Origin of the sequence: Paraburkholderia sp. GAS448 (assembly GCF_050435685.1) — a bacterium.
GTDB lineage: Bacteria > Pseudomonadota > Gammaproteobacteria > Burkholderiales > Burkholderiaceae > Paraburkholderia.
The window spans coordinates 143,402-163,747 of the sequence record NZ_JBNDKT010000003.1 but is presented as its reverse complement, the minus strand read 5'-3'; the positions used below and the strand labels follow the sequence as shown (position 1 = coordinate 163,747).

At 63.1% G+C, this 20,346-nt stretch carries 17 protein-coding genes and 1 pseudogene; 5 read left to right on the top strand and 13 right to left on the bottom strand.

Annotation, left to right across the window (positions count from 1 at the left end; translation table 11 throughout):
- Positions 1-749: 749 nt before the first annotated feature.
- The 8 genes from P3T23_RS07190 to P3T23_RS07155 form a co-directional block, all read right to left on the bottom strand.
- Positions 750-1,766, bottom strand: coding sequence for a zinc-dependent alcohol dehydrogenase family protein (locus P3T23_RS07190; protein WP_429315491.1), 1,017 nt, complete (start codon positions 1,764-1,766; stop codon positions 750-752).
- Positions 1,763-3,109: an aminotransferase class I/II-fold pyridoxal phosphate-dependent enzyme gene (locus P3T23_RS07185; protein WP_429315490.1), complete on the bottom strand. Its 1,347-nt coding sequence runs from the start codon at positions 3,107-3,109 to the stop codon at positions 1,763-1,765. Before P3T23_RS07185 ends, P3T23_RS07190 begins: the two co-directional genes overlap by 4 nt.
- 37 nt (positions 3,110-3,146) lie before the next feature.
- Positions 3,147-9,497, bottom strand: coding sequence for an SDR family NAD(P)-dependent oxidoreductase (locus P3T23_RS07180; RefSeq protein WP_429315489.1), 6,351 nt, complete (start codon positions 9,495-9,497; stop codon positions 3,147-3,149).
- Positions 9,498-9,615: 118 nt separating this feature from the next.
- On the bottom strand, positions 9,616-11,115 hold the full coding sequence (locus P3T23_RS07175) for a hypothetical protein (RefSeq protein WP_429315488.1): 1,500 nt from the start codon (positions 11,113-11,115) through the stop codon (positions 9,616-9,618).
- 2 nt (positions 11,116-11,117) lie between these two features.
- On the bottom strand, positions 11,118-11,924 hold the full coding sequence (locus P3T23_RS07170; RefSeq protein WP_429315487.1) for an outer membrane lipoprotein-sorting protein: 807 nt from the start codon (positions 11,922-11,924) through the stop codon (positions 11,118-11,120).
- Between the two features lie 7 nt (positions 11,925-11,931).
- Positions 11,932-13,332 (bottom strand): ABC transporter permease, encoded by a 1,401-nt coding sequence (locus tag P3T23_RS07165; protein WP_429315781.1) that lies wholly within the window; start codon positions 13,330-13,332, stop codon positions 11,932-11,934.
- A complete protein-coding gene (locus P3T23_RS07160) occupies positions 13,332-14,033 on the bottom strand; it encodes an ABC transporter ATP-binding protein (protein WP_429315486.1) in 702 nt (233 codons plus the stop codon). The genes P3T23_RS07165 and P3T23_RS07160 overlap by 1 nt, the downstream gene beginning before the upstream one ends.
- A 339-nt stretch (positions 14,034-14,372) precedes the next feature.
- Positions 14,373-14,669, bottom strand: coding sequence for a hypothetical protein (locus P3T23_RS07155; protein ID WP_429315485.1), 297 nt, complete (start codon positions 14,667-14,669; stop codon positions 14,373-14,375).
- Positions 14,670-14,803: 134 nt separating this feature from the next.
- On the opposite strand from P3T23_RS07155, the gene P3T23_RS07150 reads away from it, so the two are divergent.
- A complete protein-coding gene (locus tag P3T23_RS07150) occupies positions 14,804-14,965 on the top strand; it encodes a DUF1328 family protein (RefSeq protein WP_429315484.1) in 162 nt (53 codons plus the stop codon).
- A 249-nt stretch (positions 14,966-15,214) separates the two neighbouring features.
- Here P3T23_RS07150 and P3T23_RS07145 read toward each other — a convergent pair whose 3' ends face one another.
- Positions 15,215-15,475: a hypothetical protein gene (locus tag P3T23_RS07145; protein ID WP_429315483.1), complete on the bottom strand. Its 261-nt coding sequence runs from the start codon at positions 15,473-15,475 to the stop codon at positions 15,215-15,217.
- Positions 15,476-15,640: 165 nt separating this feature from the next.
- Positions 15,641-15,892, bottom strand: a complete 252-nt coding sequence (locus tag P3T23_RS07140; protein WP_429315482.1) for a hypothetical protein — start codon at positions 15,890-15,892, stop codon at positions 15,641-15,643.
- On the opposite strand from P3T23_RS07140, the gene P3T23_RS07135 reads away from it, so the two are divergent.
- The 3 genes from P3T23_RS07135 to P3T23_RS07125 all read left to right on the top strand — a co-directional run bounded on the left by P3T23_RS07135 (position 15,891) and on the right by P3T23_RS07125 (position 16,729).
- Entirely contained in the window at positions 15,891-16,019 is a 129-nt protein-coding gene (locus P3T23_RS07135; protein WP_429315481.1) for a hypothetical protein, read from the top strand. The genes P3T23_RS07140 and P3T23_RS07135 overlap by 2 nt on opposite strands.
- A gap of 107 nt (positions 16,020-16,126) precedes the next feature.
- Complete coding sequence (locus P3T23_RS07130; protein WP_429315480.1) at positions 16,127-16,435, top strand: hypothetical protein; 309 nt, start codon at positions 16,127-16,129, stop codon at positions 16,433-16,435.
- A gap of 54 nt (positions 16,436-16,489) precedes the next feature.
- On the top strand, positions 16,490-16,729 hold the full coding sequence (locus P3T23_RS07125; protein ID WP_429315479.1) for a hypothetical protein: 240 nt from the start codon (positions 16,490-16,492) through the stop codon (positions 16,727-16,729).
- A gap of 161 nt (positions 16,730-16,890) precedes the next feature.
- On the opposite strand, the pseudogene P3T23_RS07120 reads toward P3T23_RS07125, so the two are convergent.
- Positions 16,891-17,322, bottom strand: a pseudogene (locus P3T23_RS07120) (diguanylate cyclase); the annotation flags it as partial.
- Positions 17,323-17,500: 178 nt separating this feature from the next.
- Between P3T23_RS07120 and P3T23_RS07115 the strand changes: the two are divergent.
- Positions 17,501-17,902 carry an Arm DNA-binding domain-containing protein gene (locus tag P3T23_RS07115; protein ID WP_429315478.1) on the top strand — a complete coding sequence of 134 codons (402 nt, stop codon included), beginning with the start codon at positions 17,501-17,503 and terminating at the stop codon, positions 17,900-17,902.
- A 371-nt stretch (positions 17,903-18,273) separates the two neighbouring features.
- On the opposite strand, the gene P3T23_RS07110 is transcribed toward P3T23_RS07115, so the two are convergent.
- Together P3T23_RS07110 and P3T23_RS07105 are read right to left on the bottom strand one after the other, a co-directional pair.
- Positions 18,274-18,924: a hypothetical protein gene (locus P3T23_RS07110; RefSeq protein WP_429315477.1), complete on the bottom strand. Its 651-nt coding sequence runs from the start codon at positions 18,922-18,924 to the stop codon at positions 18,274-18,276.
- Positions 18,924-20,336 carry an N-acetylmuramidase domain-containing protein gene (locus P3T23_RS07105; RefSeq protein WP_429315476.1) on the bottom strand — a complete coding sequence of 471 codons (1,413 nt, stop codon included), beginning with the start codon at positions 20,334-20,336 and terminating at the stop codon, positions 18,924-18,926. The genes P3T23_RS07110 and P3T23_RS07105 overlap by 1 nt, the downstream gene beginning before the upstream one ends.
- Positions 20,337-20,346: the final 10 nt, after the last annotated feature.

The following is a 20,346-nucleotide window of genomic DNA, read 5'->3' as shown; positions in this document are numbered from 1 at the left end:
AAAATGGATTATCGCGCAGCAGCAACGCCTGATTCCAGAATCCGGCCGCGCAAACGTTAGCGTAAAAATTATTACACCGACAAGCCACGAAATTGAGGATGCGCAACAGTTGGTAAGACGTCGATTCTTGAAGTTATTTGCTCGAGCTCAGCGGTTATCGAAGAAAAATTTGCGGACCATCGTTGAATTCGGGTGTTTTTTCACATACATCCCACGGCCGGGCGGAGACGGTGGCGCCCGGATTCCGGGTTTTTTTGACAATCCTTAACGCCTGGACAAGCAAATTTAAAGATATTCCAACTGATTTACGGTCCCATCCATGGATGTCAAAGTCAAAACCAGCAATTTCTTCCGCGTACTTGAATGGGTTGGGACATGCAGTTCCAGCCTTCGTAAAATGGTCACATCACCGATCCCAATCGCCGGATCGGAAATCTCGATGCGCCGTTATTTCTGTTCAGTTATACGACCGGATATAAAACGCATATTGGATATCACCATGACGCTTTGCGGTTTTGGTTTGCGATGTGAATTCGGCTGGAAAATGTGCGTTAGCGCACAGATCCAAAACGGTTACCACGGCAGATAACTGATACCCGGCCAGTCAATAGAACGCTCGATCGCGCCGCCATGGAAACGTCTTCAGTTGCCGCGTCTCCCCAACGTCGCGTGGCGGCATAGCGCGCGTTGACGGACTGGCGCGAACGCGACAGATCGATCGTCACATCGCGCTGCGCTCGCCCGCGCCTCTACGACATCCCGGCACACGCGGTGCCCACGACCGGGCCATTCGGCAGCAGACAGATCTTGCCCTGCCGCCCCGGCGCCTCGGCATGGCGCAGCGCCTGGCTGATCGCTTCAAGCGGATAAGTCGCGGCAATCTGGCTCTTCAGTACGCCGCGCGCAAGCAGATCGACCGCTTCCGCGATCAATGCGTCACGTTGCGCGAGCAACATACGCGACAGCCGCTCTGTCAGCCAGAATCCTTTCAGACTGATGCCATTGAAGATAGCCTGCTGGCAATCGAGGCGCATCGGCTGGCCTGACAACATCCCGTAGTTCACAATCGAGCCGCCGGGCTGAAGCAGATCCGCGAGCCGCGCAACGCCGTCACCGCCCACCGCGTCGAGCGCGAGCGAAACGGATGCCCCGCCGGTGGCGGCCTGTGCCGCCTGCACCAGCAGAGGGGTGTCCTCGATGGCGGCGTCGCCGCCTGCTTCCAGCACCTGGGCGAGCGCGTCGGCGCGTCGCACGATGTTGAGCGTGCGCAAGCCGTCGTGCCGGGCGATCTGCATGACCGCGCGGCCCACGCTCGACAGTGGCGCGGTCTGCACCAGCCAGTCGCCGCGTTTCAGCACAGCCGGGCGGCGCACCAGTTCAAGCGCCGTGCAGGCGCTGACCTTGAGCGACGCCAGTTGCAGCACGTCGAGTTCAGGCGGCACCTTGTACACCATCGACGCCGCGAGACGGCGCCGTTGGCACCAGTTGTCGTTGGCCACCAGCAGAACCCGATCGCCCACCGCAAGGTTGCGTACCGACGCGCCACAGGCTGCGACGCGTCCAGCCGCTTCGAGGCCGGGCGTGGCGGGCAGCTTCGGCAGTTCGCCGTAGCGCCCGGCCAGACGCGCAAGGTCGGCAGGATTCACCGCGCAGGCCTCCACATCGACCAGCACTTCCCACGCTGACGGCAGTCCGGGGTCGGCTGCGTCGCAGCAGCGGGCCACCTGCGACGGAGGACCGAAGGTGTCGAAACGGATCTGCTTCAAAAGAGTCCCTTGCTGGCCGGCGCCGCGGCCTTCAGTTCGACCAGCAGGCGGATCGTGCGGTCGATCTGCTCGCGGGTATGAGCGGTGTTGATAAAGAAGCGCAAACGCGCGGCGTCGCGCGGCACCACCGGGAAGATCATCGGAAAGGCAAACACGTTGTTGTCGAACAGCCGCGCGGACATCCAGAGCGCCAGTTCGGCGTCGGCCAGCATCACCGGCACGACGGCCGAGCCGTCGCTCAAGCCGGTGCTGAGCCCCGCTTCCCGGGCGCGGGTGCGGAAATACGCTGCGTTGTCCACGGCCCGTCGCGCGCGCCCGGGTTCGGCGCGCATGATCCGCAGCGCCGCCAGCCCGGCGGCGGCATTCGCCGGCATGGGCGACGCAATGTAGAGACCGAGGCCCGGCGCGTAGTACTTGAGCATCGTGATGAGCGCCTTACGTCCGGCGACATAGCCGCCGATCGTCGCGAAAGCCTTGCTCATCGACGCATAGTGAATGTCGATATCCGCGCCGTTCAGACCGAAGTGGTCGACCACGCCGAGGCCCCGCGCGCCGATCACGCCCATCGAATGCGCTTCGTCGACCATCAGGAGCGCATGGTGCCGCTTCTTGATCTCGATCAGCCGGGGGATGTCGGGGATGTCGCCATCCATGCTGAACACGCCTTCGGTCAGGATCAGCACGCGTTCGAAGTGGCCGCGATGCTCGACGAGCAGGCGCTCCAGTGCGTCGTAATCGTTGTGCGCGAAGGCGAAGCGGCGCGCACCGCTGATCTTCGCGCCGGTCAGCATGCTGTTGTGGACCAGTTCGTCGTACAGGATCAGATCCTGCCTGCGCGCGAGGTAGCCGATCGTCGCGACGTTGGTGCCGTAGCCGCTGACGCCGAGCACCGCATCCTCGACACCGAGAACGTCGGCCACCTCCCTCTCGAACTCGGCGAAGATCGGTATCTCGCCCATGATGATCCGCCCGGAGCCGGTCGAGGTGCCGAAGTCGTCGATCGCCTTTCTGGCCGCTGCCTGCACCCGTGGGTCGCCCGCGAGGTCCAGATAGTTGTACGACGAGAAATTGGTCACCCGCCGGCCCGCCACTTCGGCCTCTGCGCTCGCGACGCCGACATGCTCGCGAAACATGTTCCACTCGTAACCCTGCTTGTCGTAGTACCAGCGCGTACTGGTGTACTCGCGCAATTCGGGGAACTGTGCGAAGTCGTAATGCTCGGGGCCGGGCTTGACCCTCGCGGAGACGGCGCGCCGCGCAGGCGCCAGCGCGTCCGGACGTTCATTGCCCGGTTTGCCAAGCAGTCGTGCCCGCAGCCGTTCAATGTGCGTTTCAGTTGTCATGTTCGAATCCCTTTCGTGTTGCTGGCGCAGGCAGAGCTCAGGCCGCCTGAGTCTGTGATGCCGCCTCGGAGGACGCTCCCCAGCCGAAGCTGTCGAGCGCTCTCGCTACGATCCCGCGAATCGTCAGGTCATCGAGGATTTCGAGCACTGACACGCTGATGCCGAGATCGCGGTCGAGCAGCAACTGGATTTCGGTCGCCATCAAGGAATCGACACCGAGATCGAGAATCGGCCGGTCGACGTTGATGCTCCCGGCCGCGGTCTCCAGTTCGTCGGCGATGATCGATGCCACGAGGCTCGCCAGCACCGTGAAGCGCTCTGCAGGCGGCAGTTCTGCGAGTTCCCCGCGTAGCAGCTCGCGAGCGCCGAGGTCCGGGTTCGAATCGGCGGCAATCAGTGCGGCGTAGCGCGGCGACTGGCTGCCCAATGTCTCGTAACGCCCCCAGTCGGCCCAGTTGGTGATCAGCATGATGCCGAGCTGCACCACCTCGCGCTGCAGCGCGCGCCCGAGCCATCCCAGCGCCTCCTCTGACGCCATACCGCGCAGCCCCATGTACCGCATGAACTGCTCCAGCCTGTCGTCGCGGGTGACGACGCCTGCATCGGCAATCGCCCCCCAGTTGATGCTGGTTGCCGGCAGCCCGAGCGCGCGCCGGTGCCATGCCAGTCCATCGAGGAAGCCGTTGGCGCTTACGTAACTCGCCTGCCGGCTATTGCCCACGAGGTTCGCGATTGACGAATAGAGAACGAAATGATCGAGCGCCATCCCGCAGGTCTGTTCGTGCAGCAGGCGGGCGCTTTCAGCCTTGCTGCGCATGACCGTCACCAGGTGCTTCGGGTCGAGCTCCGTCAGCGGCTCGTCGATGATCACGGCCGCCGCATGGAAAACACCGCGCAGCGGGGGCGCCGAGGCTGCCATGGTGGCGAAGAGATCGCGGACCTGACCTTCATTCGCGACATCGCAGCGCACGCACACGACATGCGCACCGAGCGCGTTCAGATCGGCGATGAAAGCGCGGCGCTCGGGCGTATCCAGACCGCTGCGGCCGGCCAGCACCAGATGACGGGCACCGTGCTCCACCAGCCAGCGGGCAGTCTTCTGACCGAAGCCGCCCAGCCCGCCAGTGACCAGATAGGTCGCGTCCGGCCTGAACGCCATCGCTTCGTGAACATGCACCTGCAACGCGGTGGAGGCGTCGTCAAAGCTGACGATCAGTGCGATGTCGGCATCGGGCATCGCCAGCTTCCTGCTCGCCAGATCGACGATCGACACAGAGAGGCCGTCGGCCGGCGCGAGCTCGCCACGAACTGCGCGTCCGACCGCACCGCGCAGCGACGCGGCGAAGCGGTCCGCGCGTTGCGTGAGCACCGACAGGTCGGCGCGCACAACGGCCGAAGCCGAGCCTGGCACCGTGAACGGCTGGGTCCGCCCGGCGGTGTCGATCAGCACGCCCCCGGCCGCGAGCGCACGCCAGCCGAAACAGCCGCCCCACCGGCTCATCACCCCGGCAATGACGTCGAATCCCTTGCCGCCTGTGCAGCCGGCCACCGCGCTTTCCAGCGCCTCGGGCGTCGCCGCGAGCAACGGCTGGCCGGCGGCCTGCGCCGACGGCGCACCCTTCGCACTCGCGAGCAGCGTGACGTGCACACCGCGCCGGCGCAAGGCCGCGCTCACCGCGAGGCCCGTCTCATCGGCTTCCACAAGCGCGTGCGCGCCCTCATCCAGGTCAGCCAGTTCCGCGAGCCGTTCGGCGACTGCATCCCGGGCGGCGACAAGGAGCAGCGACGCGGCGGGCACCGCCTCATCCAGCTCGACCAGATGGAAGGCCCGGCGCGGCCCGCGAATGTGGCTTGCAAAGTCGGCGGGCGCAAGCCCATACACCCTCATTCCTGCGCGCAGGTCGGTAACGTGCTTGCCAGCGCCGCACACGGTCGCGACCACTTCGACGTAGTCGTCGTCGAGCGTATCGCCGCCCGAGGTACGCAACGCACGCATCGCCAAGGCAACCTGATCGAGCTTCAATTCGATTTCATTGCCGCGCAGCGGCGCACGGACTACCTCGACAAGCTTGACACTGCCCGCCCCCGTCTCGCCCTCGCCAAGGTTGCGCACCAGCACGGCACGATCGGCCGTCAGCGGCAGCGGCTCGACGAGCGGCTCAGTCAGCAACGGATTCGCAGTCAGCCGGCTAAAGAGGCGGCGAGCGCGCCGGATCGCGACTTCATCTTCCTCTGCGTCGCACACCAGCTCGAGAATGGCAGCGTCGAGGTCTTCAGAGGCCGCTGCGACCGGAACGTCGATCGTGCTGAAGCGCATACCGTCGATTTCATTGAACGCGACGCGGGCGAAACCGTTGAGCGCGGACTGCGCGGGCTGCACTGGCGGGTCGCTTTCGCTTACCTCGAAGGCACCCTGCGTCAAGACATACGCACGCGGACGCAGCGTCGCCGGAGCGCCGGCAAGATGTCGCGTCACCGCGAGCATCAGCAGCAAAGCCTCGGTGCCTGTCGGATCGGCACCATCGAGCCGTGCACCCGCACCGTTGACGAAGACGACGCCCTCCAGCGGACCTGCGGCTTCCAGCGCGGCCGCCACATCAGCCTGCACGTCAGGGCGCACACCCATCCGCTCGCCCTGCGCGCGGGCAGAAGCGCCGGCATGAAGACGCGCCACGACGCGCGCGCCATAGGCGGTCAGTCCATCGGCGATCCGGTCGGCCAGTTCAGGAGCGGCCGGATCCTCGACGACCAGCCAGTGCCCGAGGCGACGCGGTTCCGACAGGCGCCCGGCATCGGCCCATTCGTACCGGAGCATCTGCAGCTTCACAGGGTCGCCGTGGGCATCCGTGCGCTCGAGCCTGGCGGCCGTTGCGGTGACACGCAGCCCGCGGATCACCGACAGAATCGTGCCGGCATCGTCGATGATCGTCAGGTCGGCGTCGACATGGCGCGAGCTCCGGCTGACCCGCTCGGCGTGGCACCAGTAACGTTCGGGCAGCGACGGCACCAGCAGGCGCAGTTCCTTGAGACCGGTCGGCAGCCAGGTCGATTCGCTGTCGTCGAGCATGCCGACGAGCACCTGGAAGCAGGCATCGAGCATCGCCGGCTGCGCGTGGTAGCCGGCATCCGGCAACTCCGCCGGACTCTCGATCAGCGCGAGCACGCGAGCGCCCTCCGGCGCGATGCGCAGCGACCGCACCGCCCGGAACTTCGGCCCATACTGCAGCCCGATGCGTGACAGCTGGCGATAAAAGTCAGTCGCGTCCTGCTCTGCGCCCAGCGATGCCCGCAGCGTGTCGAGATCGATGCGGCGGACTTCGGATGACGGCAGTGGCCCGACGGTGCCTGTGAGATGCAACTGTCCTTCGCCGGTCTTGCCCGCATCGATGCTGTGGATCGCCACGCTGCCCGTGCTGCGCTCACAGGTCGAAACATAATCGATGGCCCGGTCGGCGGAGATGACAAGCGGTGCGCGAATCTCGACGTCGGCGAGCCGCCAGCCCGGCGCGTCGGGATCCAGCGACGCGGCGATCTCCAGCAGCGTCTCCATGTACCCGGCTGCTGGCATGACCGGCGTGCCGGAGACGATGTGGTCCTTGAGGTACGCGAGCGCCTCATGCTCGAGGTCATTGGCCCAGACATCGGCCGCCGGATACAGTTCGAAGCCGAGCATCGGGCGTGCGGTCGGGCCGACGCGCTGGTAGATGGCGCGCTCCGTCTCCACCCACTGACGGTCGCGCTGCCACGGGTAGTTCGGCAGCGCAATCGCGTGCCCCTGCCCGTTCAGCATTTTCCAGTCGATCTCGCAGCCACTCGCGAACACCTGCGCTACCGCGCGCTGCACACGTATCCGCTCGGCCTCGTGGCGTCGCAGCGTTTCGATCACGTGGATCTCCTTTGCGCGCTCCCGGGCACAATCGCGCAGCGCGCTCGAGAGCACCGGATGCGGCCCGACTTCGACAAAGGCGACGAAACCGCCGTCGAGCAGCGACTGGATCGCAGCAAGAAAGGCGACCGGCTTGCGCACATTCTGCGGCCAGTAGCCGGCGCCGAACCCGGGCCCTTCGACGCGGCGTCCGGTCACGGTCGAATAGAGCGGAATCTCCGGCTCACGCGCGACGATGGCATGCAGCGAAGTCTCAAGCTCAGCGAGAATGGGGTCCATCAGGTGGCTGTGATAGGGCACCTCCACGGTGAGCACGCGGTTGAACACCTCGCACGCGGTGAGCTGGGCCGCGAGGGTTGCAATCGCCGCCGTGTCGCCTGACAGGGTGAGCGTATTGGGACCGTTGATCGCCGCGATCTCGATGCAGCCTTCGAACGGCTTCAGCCAGTCTGCGACGGCTTCGCTGCCGAGGCCGACGGCGAGCATGCTGCCGCTGCCTGCGGTGCGCGCCTGCAGACGGCTGCGTTCGTAACTGACGCGCAGCGCGTCTTCGAGACTCAGCGCGCCGCTCACACAGGCAGCGGTCACCTCGCCGACGCTATGGCCGACCACCGCCCCTGGCTTGACGCCGCCAGCACCCAGCAGCGCCGCCAACCCCCACTGGATCATGAAGTTCGCCGGCTGCGCGTAGAGCGTCTGGGTGATCCGCGACTCCGCCTCGCCCTTCAGCATTTCGGTGAGAATCGAGAAGCCGGCGATGCCCTGGAAAATCCGGTCGGCTTCGTCGACTGCGGCGCGGTACAGCGGTTCGTCACGGTACAGTTCCTGACCCATTGCCCACCACTGGGGCCCCATGCCGGTGAACACCCATACCGGCAACGGCTGGCTGCCTACAACCCGCTGACCCGTGACGACATGCTCCGCACTCTCGCCCCGCGCAAGCAATTCGAGCCCCTCGGACAGCTGGTCACGACCGGCGCCCATCACCACGGCGCGATGGCTGAGCGGCGAGCGCCGCATGGCGGCGGAATACAGCGCGTCGCCGACATCGACATCCGGTTGCTCGAGCAGATGGCGGTAGCGCAGAGCGAGCGCCCTGAGCGCAGACGGGCTGCGCGTGGACAACGACAGATAGAGCGGATAACCCGCGGGACGCGGCTGCGTCGACTGCCCTGCCGCGGTCGCGGCGGCGCCCCGCGTGGCCGTCGCAAGCGCCGAACGCAGCACGACGTGCGCATTGGTGCCGCCGTAGCCGAACGAGTTGACGGCCACGAGGAAGGGTTCGTCCGCTTCGGCGAGCCGGATCGGCGCGTCCGCAAGGCGCACGCCGAGTTCCTCGAAGCGGATGCCGGCATGCGGCGTCTGCAGGTTGCCGAGCGGGAACGCCTCGCGATGCATCAGCGTCAGGACGGCCTTGATGATGCCGGCGACACCCGCGCCGGCTTCCAGATGCCCGATGTTGCTCTTGATCGAGCCCAGCACCACGCGCGCGTCACCGCTGCGGCCTGCGCCGTACACCGAGCCTATCGATGCCGCTTCGATCGGATCGCCGACAGCGGTTCCGGTCCCGTGGCATTCGACATAGCGCACCTGCGCCGGGTCGATCGCGAAGCGCTCGCACACGTCGCGGATCAACTCGTCCTGCGCCTGCGCGCTCGGCATCGAGATGCCCGGCGTGCGACCGTCCGAGTTGACACCCGCCCCCGCGACCGTGGCGAGAATCGTGTCGCCATCCGCCAGTGCGCGCTCGAGCGTCTTGAGGAGCACGATACCGCCGCCCTCGCCCCGGCCATAGCCATCACCGCGGGCATCGAAAGACTTGCACTCGCCGTCGCGCGACAGAAACTGCCCCTTGCTCATGCCGACCGGATACTCGGGCCGCGTCATCACGTTGGCTCCGCCGACCACCGCCATGTCGCATTCGCCGGCCCAGATGTCGCGGCATGCATAGCTGAAGGCCACGAGCGACGACGAGCAGGCCGTATCGATCGAAAGGCTCGGGCCGCGCAGGTCGAACGCGTGCGAAAGCCGGTTCGACAGCATCGTCATCATCATGCCCGCCGCGGTATTGGCGTTGTGGCGCGCACGGTTCGCAGGCTGCATCAGCGTGATCATGTGATCGAGCATGAAACCGCCGACGTAGACACCCACCTTGCGGCCCGCATGGGCTGGCAGATCCAGTCCGGCATGCTCGAACGCTTCCCAGGTCAGTTCCAGCAGCAGACGTTGCTGCGGATCCATGTTTTCGGCGACGCGTGGAGGCAGATCAAAAAACTCCGCGTCCATCGAACGGACGTCCTGCTTCAGGAAATTGGCGCGGGCGACGTACGCCTTGCCCTTCGCGCCCTCGTCTGCGGAGTAATAGCGTGCTGCATCCCAGCGGTCGGCCGGGATCGGCCCGGCGGTCACAGTACGCTGCCGCAGCGCAGCCAGCAGCAGATCGAGGTCATCCAGACCACCGGGGAAACGGCAAGCCATCCCCACCACGGCGATATCACGCATGTCAGTTCCTTGATTCATCGTTTTTGGTAAGGCCGGGCCGTGAGGCTTGTGCCGGCAACGCCGTGTCGGGATTGCCGTTGCCGGATGTGCAGTCTCATACCCACAGGAATCCTTATTTTTATTCATAAAATGTTCCGACCAGTTGAACGCTGCGCTGCTCCGGCATTGCGCCAAAGCGATTCCACGACGCCCCTGTCTGACGCTGCCACTGCAGCGCCACGTCGAAACGGGAAAAGCGGCGGCGCAGCTCCACCCAGAACTGCCGCCCTGCGCCGACGTCGCTCTGCACGAAGCCGGACAGATCCAGCCGCCGCACACCGACGTTGCGCCAGTTCGCCATCAGGAATACGCCGTGGCGTGCAGGCAGTTCCTGCGACGCGGTGACGGTCTGCACCGCGCGGCCCCATGCCGCCGGATTCGACGCCTGCAGCGCGCTCCACTGCGTGGCCGATGCGCCAGCGCCATTGCCCTGAAACTCGGCTGTCAGCGACAGGTCGTTCGGCAGCGTCCATGTCGCGCCCACGGCCGAACTCGCACGGAATGCGCGGTCGTCGACACCCGTGGTACGGGCGAGAATCGATTGCCGGCGCCCGCCGGCCCATTCGGCATAGGCGACGATCGAGTTGCCGAAGAGCGCGCTAAAGTTCACGCCGAATTGCGATGCCTGGCCCTGCTCGCCGTAAATCAGCCATTGCGGCTGCACGGTCTCGCTCAACCGCTGGCTGCCCACCAGCATCCAGCGATTCACGCCGTTCGTCCTCTGCAGGGCGGATGAAGCAGAAGGGTCGCCAGGCGCGCTATAGCGCGTCAGGCGTGGCGACAGCATCAGCGACAACGATCCGGTGTCCCACAGCTGCTGGCCGCGCACGGCCACGCTGCCGAGACGGTTCGTGCGCCGGCTCTGGGGATCGGGCGACACATCGAGGTTCACTGCGCCGGCCTTGAAGAAATCGGTCGGGTTGTAGCCGAATCCAGCCCCGACACGCTGGTTGACGCGCCCGACATCGACCACCTGCAGCGGCGACGCACGCCAGCTCACATAAGCCTCTCTGATGAGACTCTCGCTACGCGACGGTGCGGCCTTCGAAGAAAGCGGATCGAAACGGTCGAAGCGCATTGAGAAATTGACATTCAGCGACGGCACCAGACTCCGCGCATACTGAACATCCAGCGAAACCTGGTTGCGCGCCGAACCGCCTGCGTTCTGATAGTCGCTCAGCCGCACGGCGTTTTCGACGCTCAGCTTCCACGGGCGAACCGTCGCCGCAGCAGACGTGGACGTAGCCGCTGACGTATCCGATGCATTGGCAAGGTCAAGCGCGCTGCCCGTGCCATCCGCTGTTGCATTCGACACGGCGTTCCCCACGGCGCGTCCGCTGGCCGTGGCCAGCGCGGCCGGCGTGGCCGAGGTCGTGTCGGCGAGCCGAAGTGCGGCGTCCACCCCGTCGTCCGGCACGCTCGCGTTCGCCGCAGCCGACGCTTCGGATGGATCCGCGGAACTCCGGGCGCCGTCCATCGGCCCCGCTGACTCACCGGCATCTTCCGCGTGGGCGAGACGCGGTATCAGCGAAGCGACGAGCAGCAGCGTGGCGGGCGCAAACGTGCGGACGTGTCTCACGCTCATTCCGGCCTGAAGCGCGCCAGATAGTCCCGCTGCATCCACGCGTCCGGGATGGCGCGCCACGCGTAGCCGGAAAATCGCATGACCGTCACCCAGTTGGGATCGAGTCCGTCGATGATGACAAATTCGGTCGGACGCTCGGCACCGAGCTGCATGGTGTAGCGGCGGTAAAACGCCGTCTTGAGCAGGCGGTCGCTTTCCGAGAAAAACCTTGCCTTCACCGGCCTGTTGTTGGTCGCGTCGAGCCACATCTCAATGCGGTGATAGATGAGTCCCGGAGTGTTGCCCGCCAGAGAAAGCCTGTAGCAGTGACGCAGTTGACGGTCGCCGTCGGTCACGTCCTCTTCGCCCAGGAGCGTGGCGGTGTAGTCGTGCGCCAGGTTCACGGTCACCACGTCGCCGTTGGCCTCCTGCCCGAGGAGCCGCTGGTCGGGAGAGATCCGGATGCTGGCCTGATTGGCCGGATCATAGAACCAGAGATCGTCGCCGTTTTTCAGCATCAGTTTGCCGACGTCGCGCGCGGGCGCCTCAAAGCGCACCAGCGTGCGGAACGTTCCGCCGGGTGCATCGGGCTTCGTATAGATCGACAGCATGTTGGCGTCGACCTGCTTGCCCGACCGGTACTCCGTCAGCGCGGCATTGAGCACGAACGCTTGGGCCGGCGTGCGGATGGCGTCGCTCGCGGCGAGAAGCTGTTGGGCGTCCGGCGCTGCCTGCGCATGCGCGTGGAATGGAGCAAGTGGCACAACGTAGAGCAAGGCGAACAGACCGCGGCGCACAGGCCACCTCCGAAGATGGACAGACATTGAGGAATCAGACATGGCGCAGCGCGTCGACGATGGACAGTCTTGCGGCATGGCGCGCTGGCCACCAGGCGGACAGGCTCGCCACCAGTGCGAGACTGAAAAACGTCATGCCGATCTGCTCCCACGCGCCCCAGACACGCACGGTCAGCGCAACCGGGTCGGTACGGGCGGGCGGCGTCCATGACAGACCGCTATGGTTGATGACGATGGCCAGCAGCAATGCGATCACTACGCCCGCCGCCGCGCCGGCGAAGCCGAGCAGCAGGCCTTCGAGCGTAAACAACGCCTCGATGCCGCCGCGGCGCATGCCCATGGCGCGCAGCGTGCCGATTTCCACCGTGCGTTCGATGATCGCCATACTCATCGTGTTGCTGACGACAAACAGCACGATGACGCTGACCATCACGAACATGAATCCAAAGATGACCGAGAACATGCTGTTGGTCTGCCCGTAAAATGGATTGAGGGTCGCAAAGTCGAGCACCGCGAGCGACTGGTCGGCGAACTGCGTCGCCAGAATCTGCTCGATGCGCTGGCGCGCGGCGGGCAACTGGTTCGTATGCCGAAGTTGCACTTCCAACGCCGTCACCCTCGGCTCGTCACCGCCATAAACCAGACGTTGAGCCCGCGGCAGATGGAGCGCGAGGTACACATCGTCGAATTCCTTGACGCCCTGTTCTTCAGCTTTGACGACCGTGAAGCTTCCTACGTTGGGCGCACCATGCGTGTTCGCGGCGAGAACGTCGATGCGGGCGGTGCTGTCAGCCCGCCCTGCAGGCACTTCGAGCGCCGCGAGAGCCATCACGTCGGTGGGCGCATCGACGGACGCGGCGGCCACCGGGTGATCGGACATGACTTCGTCCGGCCGGCAATCCTGGATATGCAGCGGCACGCACAGCTGCAACACGCGCGCGAGTCCTACGCCTGCGACGGCGGCGTCTTCGGCGGTGTTTTCGAGCGCAAACGGTCGGGACGTGAGCGGAAATCCATAGTCGTTCCATTCCTGCATGCGGCTCTGGTCGGCGGCGATCGAGCCTTCCGCCATCACCGTGCGGGAAACGCCGGCGTTGAAATTGCCCGCGACGCCGCCCAACTGCAACGTTGGCGTCACGACGAGCGCCATGGTCCGGAGCACCGGATCACCGCGCAACACGGCGACCAGCCGCCCGTAATCCCGGATGCCATACGCCGCCGAATTGCCGCTCCCGTACATGAAGAAGCCGCGCCGCTGGATCTGAAGATGACCGCTGTGCTGCACGATATCGGTCTGCATACCCAACGTGATATCCCTGCTGAACCCGCCAAACAGCAGGAGTGCGCATACGCCCACTACCATGGCAAGCAGCGTTGTCATGGAACGGCGGCGATTGCGCTGCAGATTTCGAAGCGCGAGCCAGAAGGCATGCATCACGCGCCCTCCCTTTGCGAGACAGGACCCGAATCGACGATGCGGCCATCGCGCATCCGCACCACCTCGTCCGCGGCGCCGATGACCTGCGGATCGTGCGAGGCGATCACGAAAGACACGCGACGCTCTCGCTGGATGCGACGCATCAACTCGACGATCGAAGCACCGGTGTGGCTGTCGAGACTGGCCGTCGGTTCGTCGGCGAGCACGAGGGGCGGAGCCATCGCCAGCGCGCGGGCGATGGCGACGCGCTGACGTTCGCCGCCAGAAAGCTGCCCCGGATGGTGCTGCGCCTTGTTCGCCAACCCCACCGCATCGAGCAGATGCATCACGCGACGGGATCGCGCGTCTGCCCGCACCCGCGCCATCAGCAGCGGATACTCCACGTTCTCGTAGGCCGAAAGCACCGGCAACAGATTGAATGTCTGAAATACGTGGCCGATCTGGCGGGCGCGGAAGTCCGACAGGGCGTTATCCGATAAACGCGCCGTGTCCTGCCCGGCGATCACGATCCGACCACTGTCCGCCCGATCGATGCATCCAGCCATGTTCAGGAGCGTAGTCTTGCCGCTTCCCGACGGACCGCTCAGCACGGTAAGCCGATTCGGCGCGATCTGCACCGACACGTCCGCAAGGCCGATAGTCTCGACACTGTCCAGCTTGTAAGTCTTGTTGAGCTGCTCGATCAGGATGGCGTTCATCGAATTCAGTTATTCCGGCCTGTAGCTTTTTCTGTCATGACAAGGCTCTGCTCTCGTCGCCCGACGCGCCTTGTTCGTCGTGTTCAACGCGCACTTCGTGAGACGACTCCGATAATTCGAAACGAAGAATTGCAGGTCAATTCCGTTCGATATCGGCGACGTCGCACATGGGCGCATGTCAGCGACCTGGACGTGCTGTGTGATCCCGCTCTGCAAATGGCCTCCGCCCAGGGTCATACTGGTACTTTTTTCGGCAGGCCTTCTCATTTCTCCATTTTCAGCGCCCCAGATATTTAATTAAAGATATAAGCATATCTAATCAATCATACTATCAATGATCTACTCCCTTGAAAACAGAACTGACAATTTTTGATCATCAGGAAGTAGATGTTCAATCGTCGTATCAAAAAAAATAATCTTATAAATGACGATCTGGAATCCGAAATATTTTTTCATTCCATCTCGTTCGTCTATTCCGGTACAACGGAGGCGCTTCGCGACTGGCCACAGTGGGTCTCCGTGACGGGCGATGATGCCTGCCGTGATCCGGATAAGGGCCAGGATCGCGGGAGGCATCCGCGCAACGCGCGAAGGTGTCCGCACAAACTCATCGGCCCGTTCGGGACAGATGCCCACGGGCAGAGCGCGTTTTTCCGGATGTGGGCACAGCGGTTGCTGTTTCCCCTTGCGGCGTTGGCCTCACCGGCCCGTGAGACGACGCCGTCGAGCGACATCAGATCAACCCGGCACTCTATTGGTGGGAGGCCTTCATGCTTCGATACGCAGTCATTTTCTTCATCATCGCGATCATCGCCGCTGTCTTCGGCTTTGGCGGGATCGCCGCTGGCGCGGCTGAGATCGCGAAGGTTCTGTTCTTCATCTTCCTCGTGATCTTCCTCGTGACCTTGCTGATGGGCGTCATCAGGCGATAGACGCACCCAGGTCTTCCGTCGCGGGCTCCGAACAGGAGGCTCGTAACGGATCGCGTGTCATTGCTGTCGCGACTATGCGCGATCTGGTTTTTGACCAAACGTTTGCGTGCCGCATCGGTACGAGCGGCGCATGCAGCAACCTGCGCACCTTGCAATTATTGCGTGGCAGCTTGCAATATTTGCGGCGCCTCGCGGGATTCCCGGGTGCGTCGGCAGCCGATACCGCCGCCTCTACCCGGGTCCCCTTCTCTAGCTTCCCTCGGGTTCCTGCAATGAGCCCGGCGCGCCTTCCGTGCCTTGCGCACGCAACTCCTTCGAACGGGCTTCCAGTGCTTGCAGCGCCTCGATCAGCCGGTTTACGCGGCCTCGCTGTGCCGGCACAATCGCCGCCGCCGCAACCGTTTGCACGCGGTTGCGCCAGTACGACAATGGAAGCGGGTCGTTCGCCGCAATGTGGTTGATGATCTGTTCGAGATGTTGAATGTCCTTCTCGACCTGATAGTGGTCCATTGCTTCCCCCGGCGACGCTTTTTAATGCGATTCGCATGGAATCATGGTCTGTATAGGTATCGTGACCGCTACCGCCCGGCCCGGCCCGACTGGTGGCGCAAGACCGTCTATCTGACACCAAGGGAAATTGCCAGGCAAGCTCTGACGCGTGTTTCCGAGAAATCCTCAGAAGTTTGCCGGCCAGACCGGCATCCCGGCGGACAGCCGCGCGGCAAGAAAATCGATCAGCGCCCTCGCGCGCCGCGGCACGGATTTTCCGGACGAGCAGGCGAGATGGACTGACACGGGCTCGGGTTCGAAGCCGGCAAGCACGACCTCCACCTTCCCGGCTTCGACCCGCTCGCACACCTGAAAGAGCGGCGCGCGGCACACCGCGAGGGCAGCCGAAGAAGAAGCCTTGCGCCAAGGCTGGCCCATGGTGATTGCGATCATCGATAGCGCTGGACATCTGGTGTTGCAATACCGGCTCGACGACGCGCAGGTCGCGCAGGCGGGTGTCGCTGCGTTCGATGTCGCGAGCCGCCTACAAGCCGTCGCGCAGTAACGACGTGTTACGAATATCGCACAGCCGTTGCACCTGCAACCTGTCACGGCACCTAAACTCCGCTCCTGATTACTAACCTTGCACTCACTGCACGAAGCGGAAAAGAAATGATCAAGAACGCGTTGAAAGCGATGCTGGGCATCGCTGTGCTGGCTGTTTCCTGCGCTGCGTCTGCGCGTGTCGATGTCGGTATCGACGTCGGCATCCCCGGACCCGTGTTTGTGCCGGCACAGCCCGAATACGCGCCGCCGCCTCCGGTTGTTTATGCCCAGCCACCCGTCGTGGCGTACGGTGGCGATGAAGACTGGCGCGAGCGCGAATGGCGGGAGCGTCGCGAGTGGCGCGAACGGCAGTGGCGCCATCACGAAGAGCGGGAACGCGAGTGGCATGAACGTCACGGCTGGGATGGCGATTGAAATCGGGCGGACCGTCACCACTTTCCGCTCACACAACACACGGGGTAACTCAGAATGAAAGCTCTGCACACATTTGCACTCGCAGCCACGGCACTGGTGCTCGCAACAGCCGGAACGGCAAATGCCGCCGGCTGCCTGAAAGGCGCGGTCGTCGGCGGGGTGGCTGGCCACTATGCCGGACACCACGCCGTGGTCGGCGCCGTCGGCGGTTGCGTCGTGGGACACCACCTCGCAAAGAAACATGCTGAAGAGCAGGCTGCGCAACGCCAGGCAGCACCGGCACAAGTCCAGTAAGGCATCGCATCGCCGGGTTACCCGGTGGGACAGGTGGCTTGCCGTTCCACCGGGTACGCACTGCCGCTTTCACATCATCGGGCCGCACGCGTGCAGGACGGCGTGATGCTCGCAGCCATGATCGAAGCACGACGCCAAGAGCATGGAACGGCGACGCGGGCTCATTCTTTCTGATCATCCGCGACGGCCATGCAGGTCCGGTTACGCCCGAGTCGCTTTGCCGAATAAAGCGCTCTGTCCGATGCGGCAATCAGGTCTCCGCCGCCGCCATCGTCCCTGTTCCCCGCCCTATCCGCTGCCACGCCCACGCTGATCGTGACGATGCCGGCCGGACTTGTCGCGTGCGGAATCCGCAGGTTTTCGACCGCCTGCCGGATATGCTCGCCGACGGCGAGCGTCCCTTCCCGGTCGGCGTCTTTCAGAAGCAGCGCAAATTCTTCGTCACCATATCGCGCGACGATGTCGGTGGAATACCTTGCCGCGGCGACCAGCGTTTGCGCGATCGTACGCAGGCATTCGTCGCCCCGGAGATGGCCGTAGTGGTCGTTGTAGCGCTTGAAGGCGTCGACGTCGACCATGACAGCCGCCACGAAACGATTCGCATGTGACTTATCCCCACATTTTGTTCACAAGGCTGTGGAGTATTTTCTCCCGCAGCGCAACACAGGTTAGTGACACCTAACCTGTTTAACTTCAACAACTTACATGTTGACCGCTCTTGCCCGGCCCTGACTACAATCGTTCCATCACGGTCAACTTGTGGGGAATGATGTGGGGGAACCAGCAGCAAAAACGGCAGCACCGGACTTCAGCGAAGTGGTCCTGACTGCACTCCAGCCAGCCGACAAAGGCCGCATCATCCGGGACGGCAGCGGTCTTGCGGGCAAGGCGCATGCAGGTAAGGACGGCAGCGTGTCGGTGCACTTCCGCTACCGCTACCGTTACGACGGCGCAGCACGCGAAGTGGCGCTCGGCGCATGGCCGCGTGAAACGCTCGACGCGATCCGCGAGACGTTCGCGGAAATCCGCCTGCGGGTATCGCGTGGCAGCGATCCGGCAGGCCAGCAACAGACGGTCGCCGCGAAGGTGAAGCTGGAACAGGCACAGGTCAGGCGGCAGCTCGGCGAGGAACCCACCCGTCAGCAGCACGAGCGCGCACGACCTGCGGCGTAGCGGTGCCACGTTCATGCAGCCGTGCGGCGTGCGTCAGCCGATCATCGAAGCCTGCCTGAATCACGCAGTCAGCAGTGAGGCCGCGAGAAGCGCCTGAACCCCGCCCTGCTGCTGAGCTACCAGCAGTACGATTATGCGAAGGTGAGGCGCGACGCCTGGCAGCGCCTCGGGCAGTACCTGGAGACGCTGACGGCGGAGTCGGCGGACGGCCCCGGCATCGAGGAACTGTTACTGGACGCTGCCCTGTAGAAATCACACCCTGGGATTTCTGGATCGCCGTAATCACGCACAAAAAGACACCCGCTCGCCCGGGCTAGGCGGCCAACTTAGCCCCCCACGGCGCGCTACGAAGCTCCACAGCATAATCCGGGTTATCTTTCGGTCAAGTCCAAGCCCTTCACCCAACGAACAACGTCAGCATCGTTCCTGAAATAGTCAACGTGCAACCATTCGTGATCACTCTCAAGCACAGCGACCGCGTCAAAACGTACCAGATAGCCTTTGGTGCGTTCCGCATCATCTGGCGCCGAATACAGGAAAGTCTTGGACTTGTTGACGAAGGCGAAGTTGCGCCAAGGTCTTGACGACTTGAGCGTCAGGAAGTCCCCCGTGTCGATTGTCGGTGCGTCGCAGTTCGGCAGATCCCCGCTGACCGTAGCCACCCAAGCCTCCCCTTTTTTCTTCAAAATGATCGGTGCGCCAGTTTCAATTTTTCCAGACTGTCTATCGGGATACCAAGTATCGAGGCGAATCTCCCCCTGTGGAGTAACCTCGCCACTGAGAAAAAAACGGCATGTCGGGTCAGCGTCGGGATCGTTGGCGGTCGGCCGCGTAAACGGATTGTCAAAGAAGCCAGAAGCTTTTATGCCGTCTAAGGCCAGATAGACCTTCCGAAAATCCAGCTGGGTGCCAGGCACCGAGCGCAGTGTGTAAATTCCAGATCGTGCATCATCGGCAATAGCGTGACTGCATGCAAACATCAGTACCACTGCCGCATACTTCAATTTCGAAAACGTGCTCATCACTTTGCTTCCTTGCCGGACTTGGTCGCGGTTGCCTTTTCTAGATCGTCGAAGTGACGCTTCATCGTCCCATCATAGTTATTCTCTGCGTACGAGGGTCCGTTGTAGTGGGACGCAAATGTGGTGAAGTCCTCTTTCTGTATAGCTTTCAGCAATGCAGGGTCTGCCTTGACGAAATTCACAAATCCTTTCAGATGCGGTCTCTCTGATCGAGACAGGTCCCTCACCATCTCTTGGACCGTAGAATAACCAAGTGTCTTGTAGTTAGCGCCCATTATCTGAAACGCACCCCACGAGCACGACTCCAAAGCGGCTGTTTCATTCAATCTGAAGGCTTTGCGGAGACGTCGATAGCTAAACGATCCATAGGTATCGCGTTCTTTTGTCAATACGCCTTCATCAAGTAATTGCTTTCCTTTTTCTGCATCAGTCGCTTGATCCTTGTCCTTCTTTTTGTCGAATCTAACCCACACGTCAACATCCTCTGACGTTCCGTCCGTCTTGGTCAGTTTTTGCGTTTTCTTCAGATACTTCGTGCCCATACGGTAATACCCGACGGGATACGAGAGGTCTGGGTTGGTATCCCAATATTTTTTACCAGACAACCGGTAGAAGTAGTGCCGCTCATACAGGATCTTCGGTACAGTGCGTCCGTCCACGATGGTGAAACTTCCTGCGCCGACCTCTGTTTCGTGGACCGCTTTTACTGCGTTGACCTTACAGCCCAATTCTTTCGCAGCATCCTTGTAATCGTCCTCAGTGATTGGGTCGCCGGTGTACTTTTCCAGAAACTCATCGAGCGACGCGTCGTCGCTTGTCACCTTCATGATGGCGGTCCCATCCTTTTCGGTAGCTTGTTCAGTCTTGATCCCTTTCCCCGGTGCAAACTTCGAAGGGGTCTGCTGGCCAGTTGCCTCGGCTTTGGGACGCGGACGTGGTGACAACTGCGACGCTTGGATGTTTTCTGGATGAGGGTGAGTTTCTGCGGCAAGTTTGAGACGAGGACTCACTAGGGTCACCATCTTATCGATCTCGTGTGAAGTTGTTTCGTATACCTTTTTCCACTCGCCGCTCAGCTTCTTGATAAAAAACTCCACCTTCTGCCCCGCGGCAGTCGGCCAAAAGTCATCAGTCTGGCCGCTCGACGATGTTTTTCCAGATACCGTCCGGCCCGCGCTCTGGATTCGATACGATACGCCCGACAGCGGATTGTGTGCGACATCAAGCACGTGGGCATGCACTTTCCCTGCATTGCGGGGAATCCTGAGTCGCTGACCGGGGCGCAATGTTCGCGGATCGCTAATTCCGTTTTCGCGCGCGATATCCTGCCACGCCACACCTTTACTTCTCGCAATCCCGCTTAGCGTATCGTGCTCGCGCACTGTATAGTATTCGCTTAGATCGTCACTCACGTCTGCTATC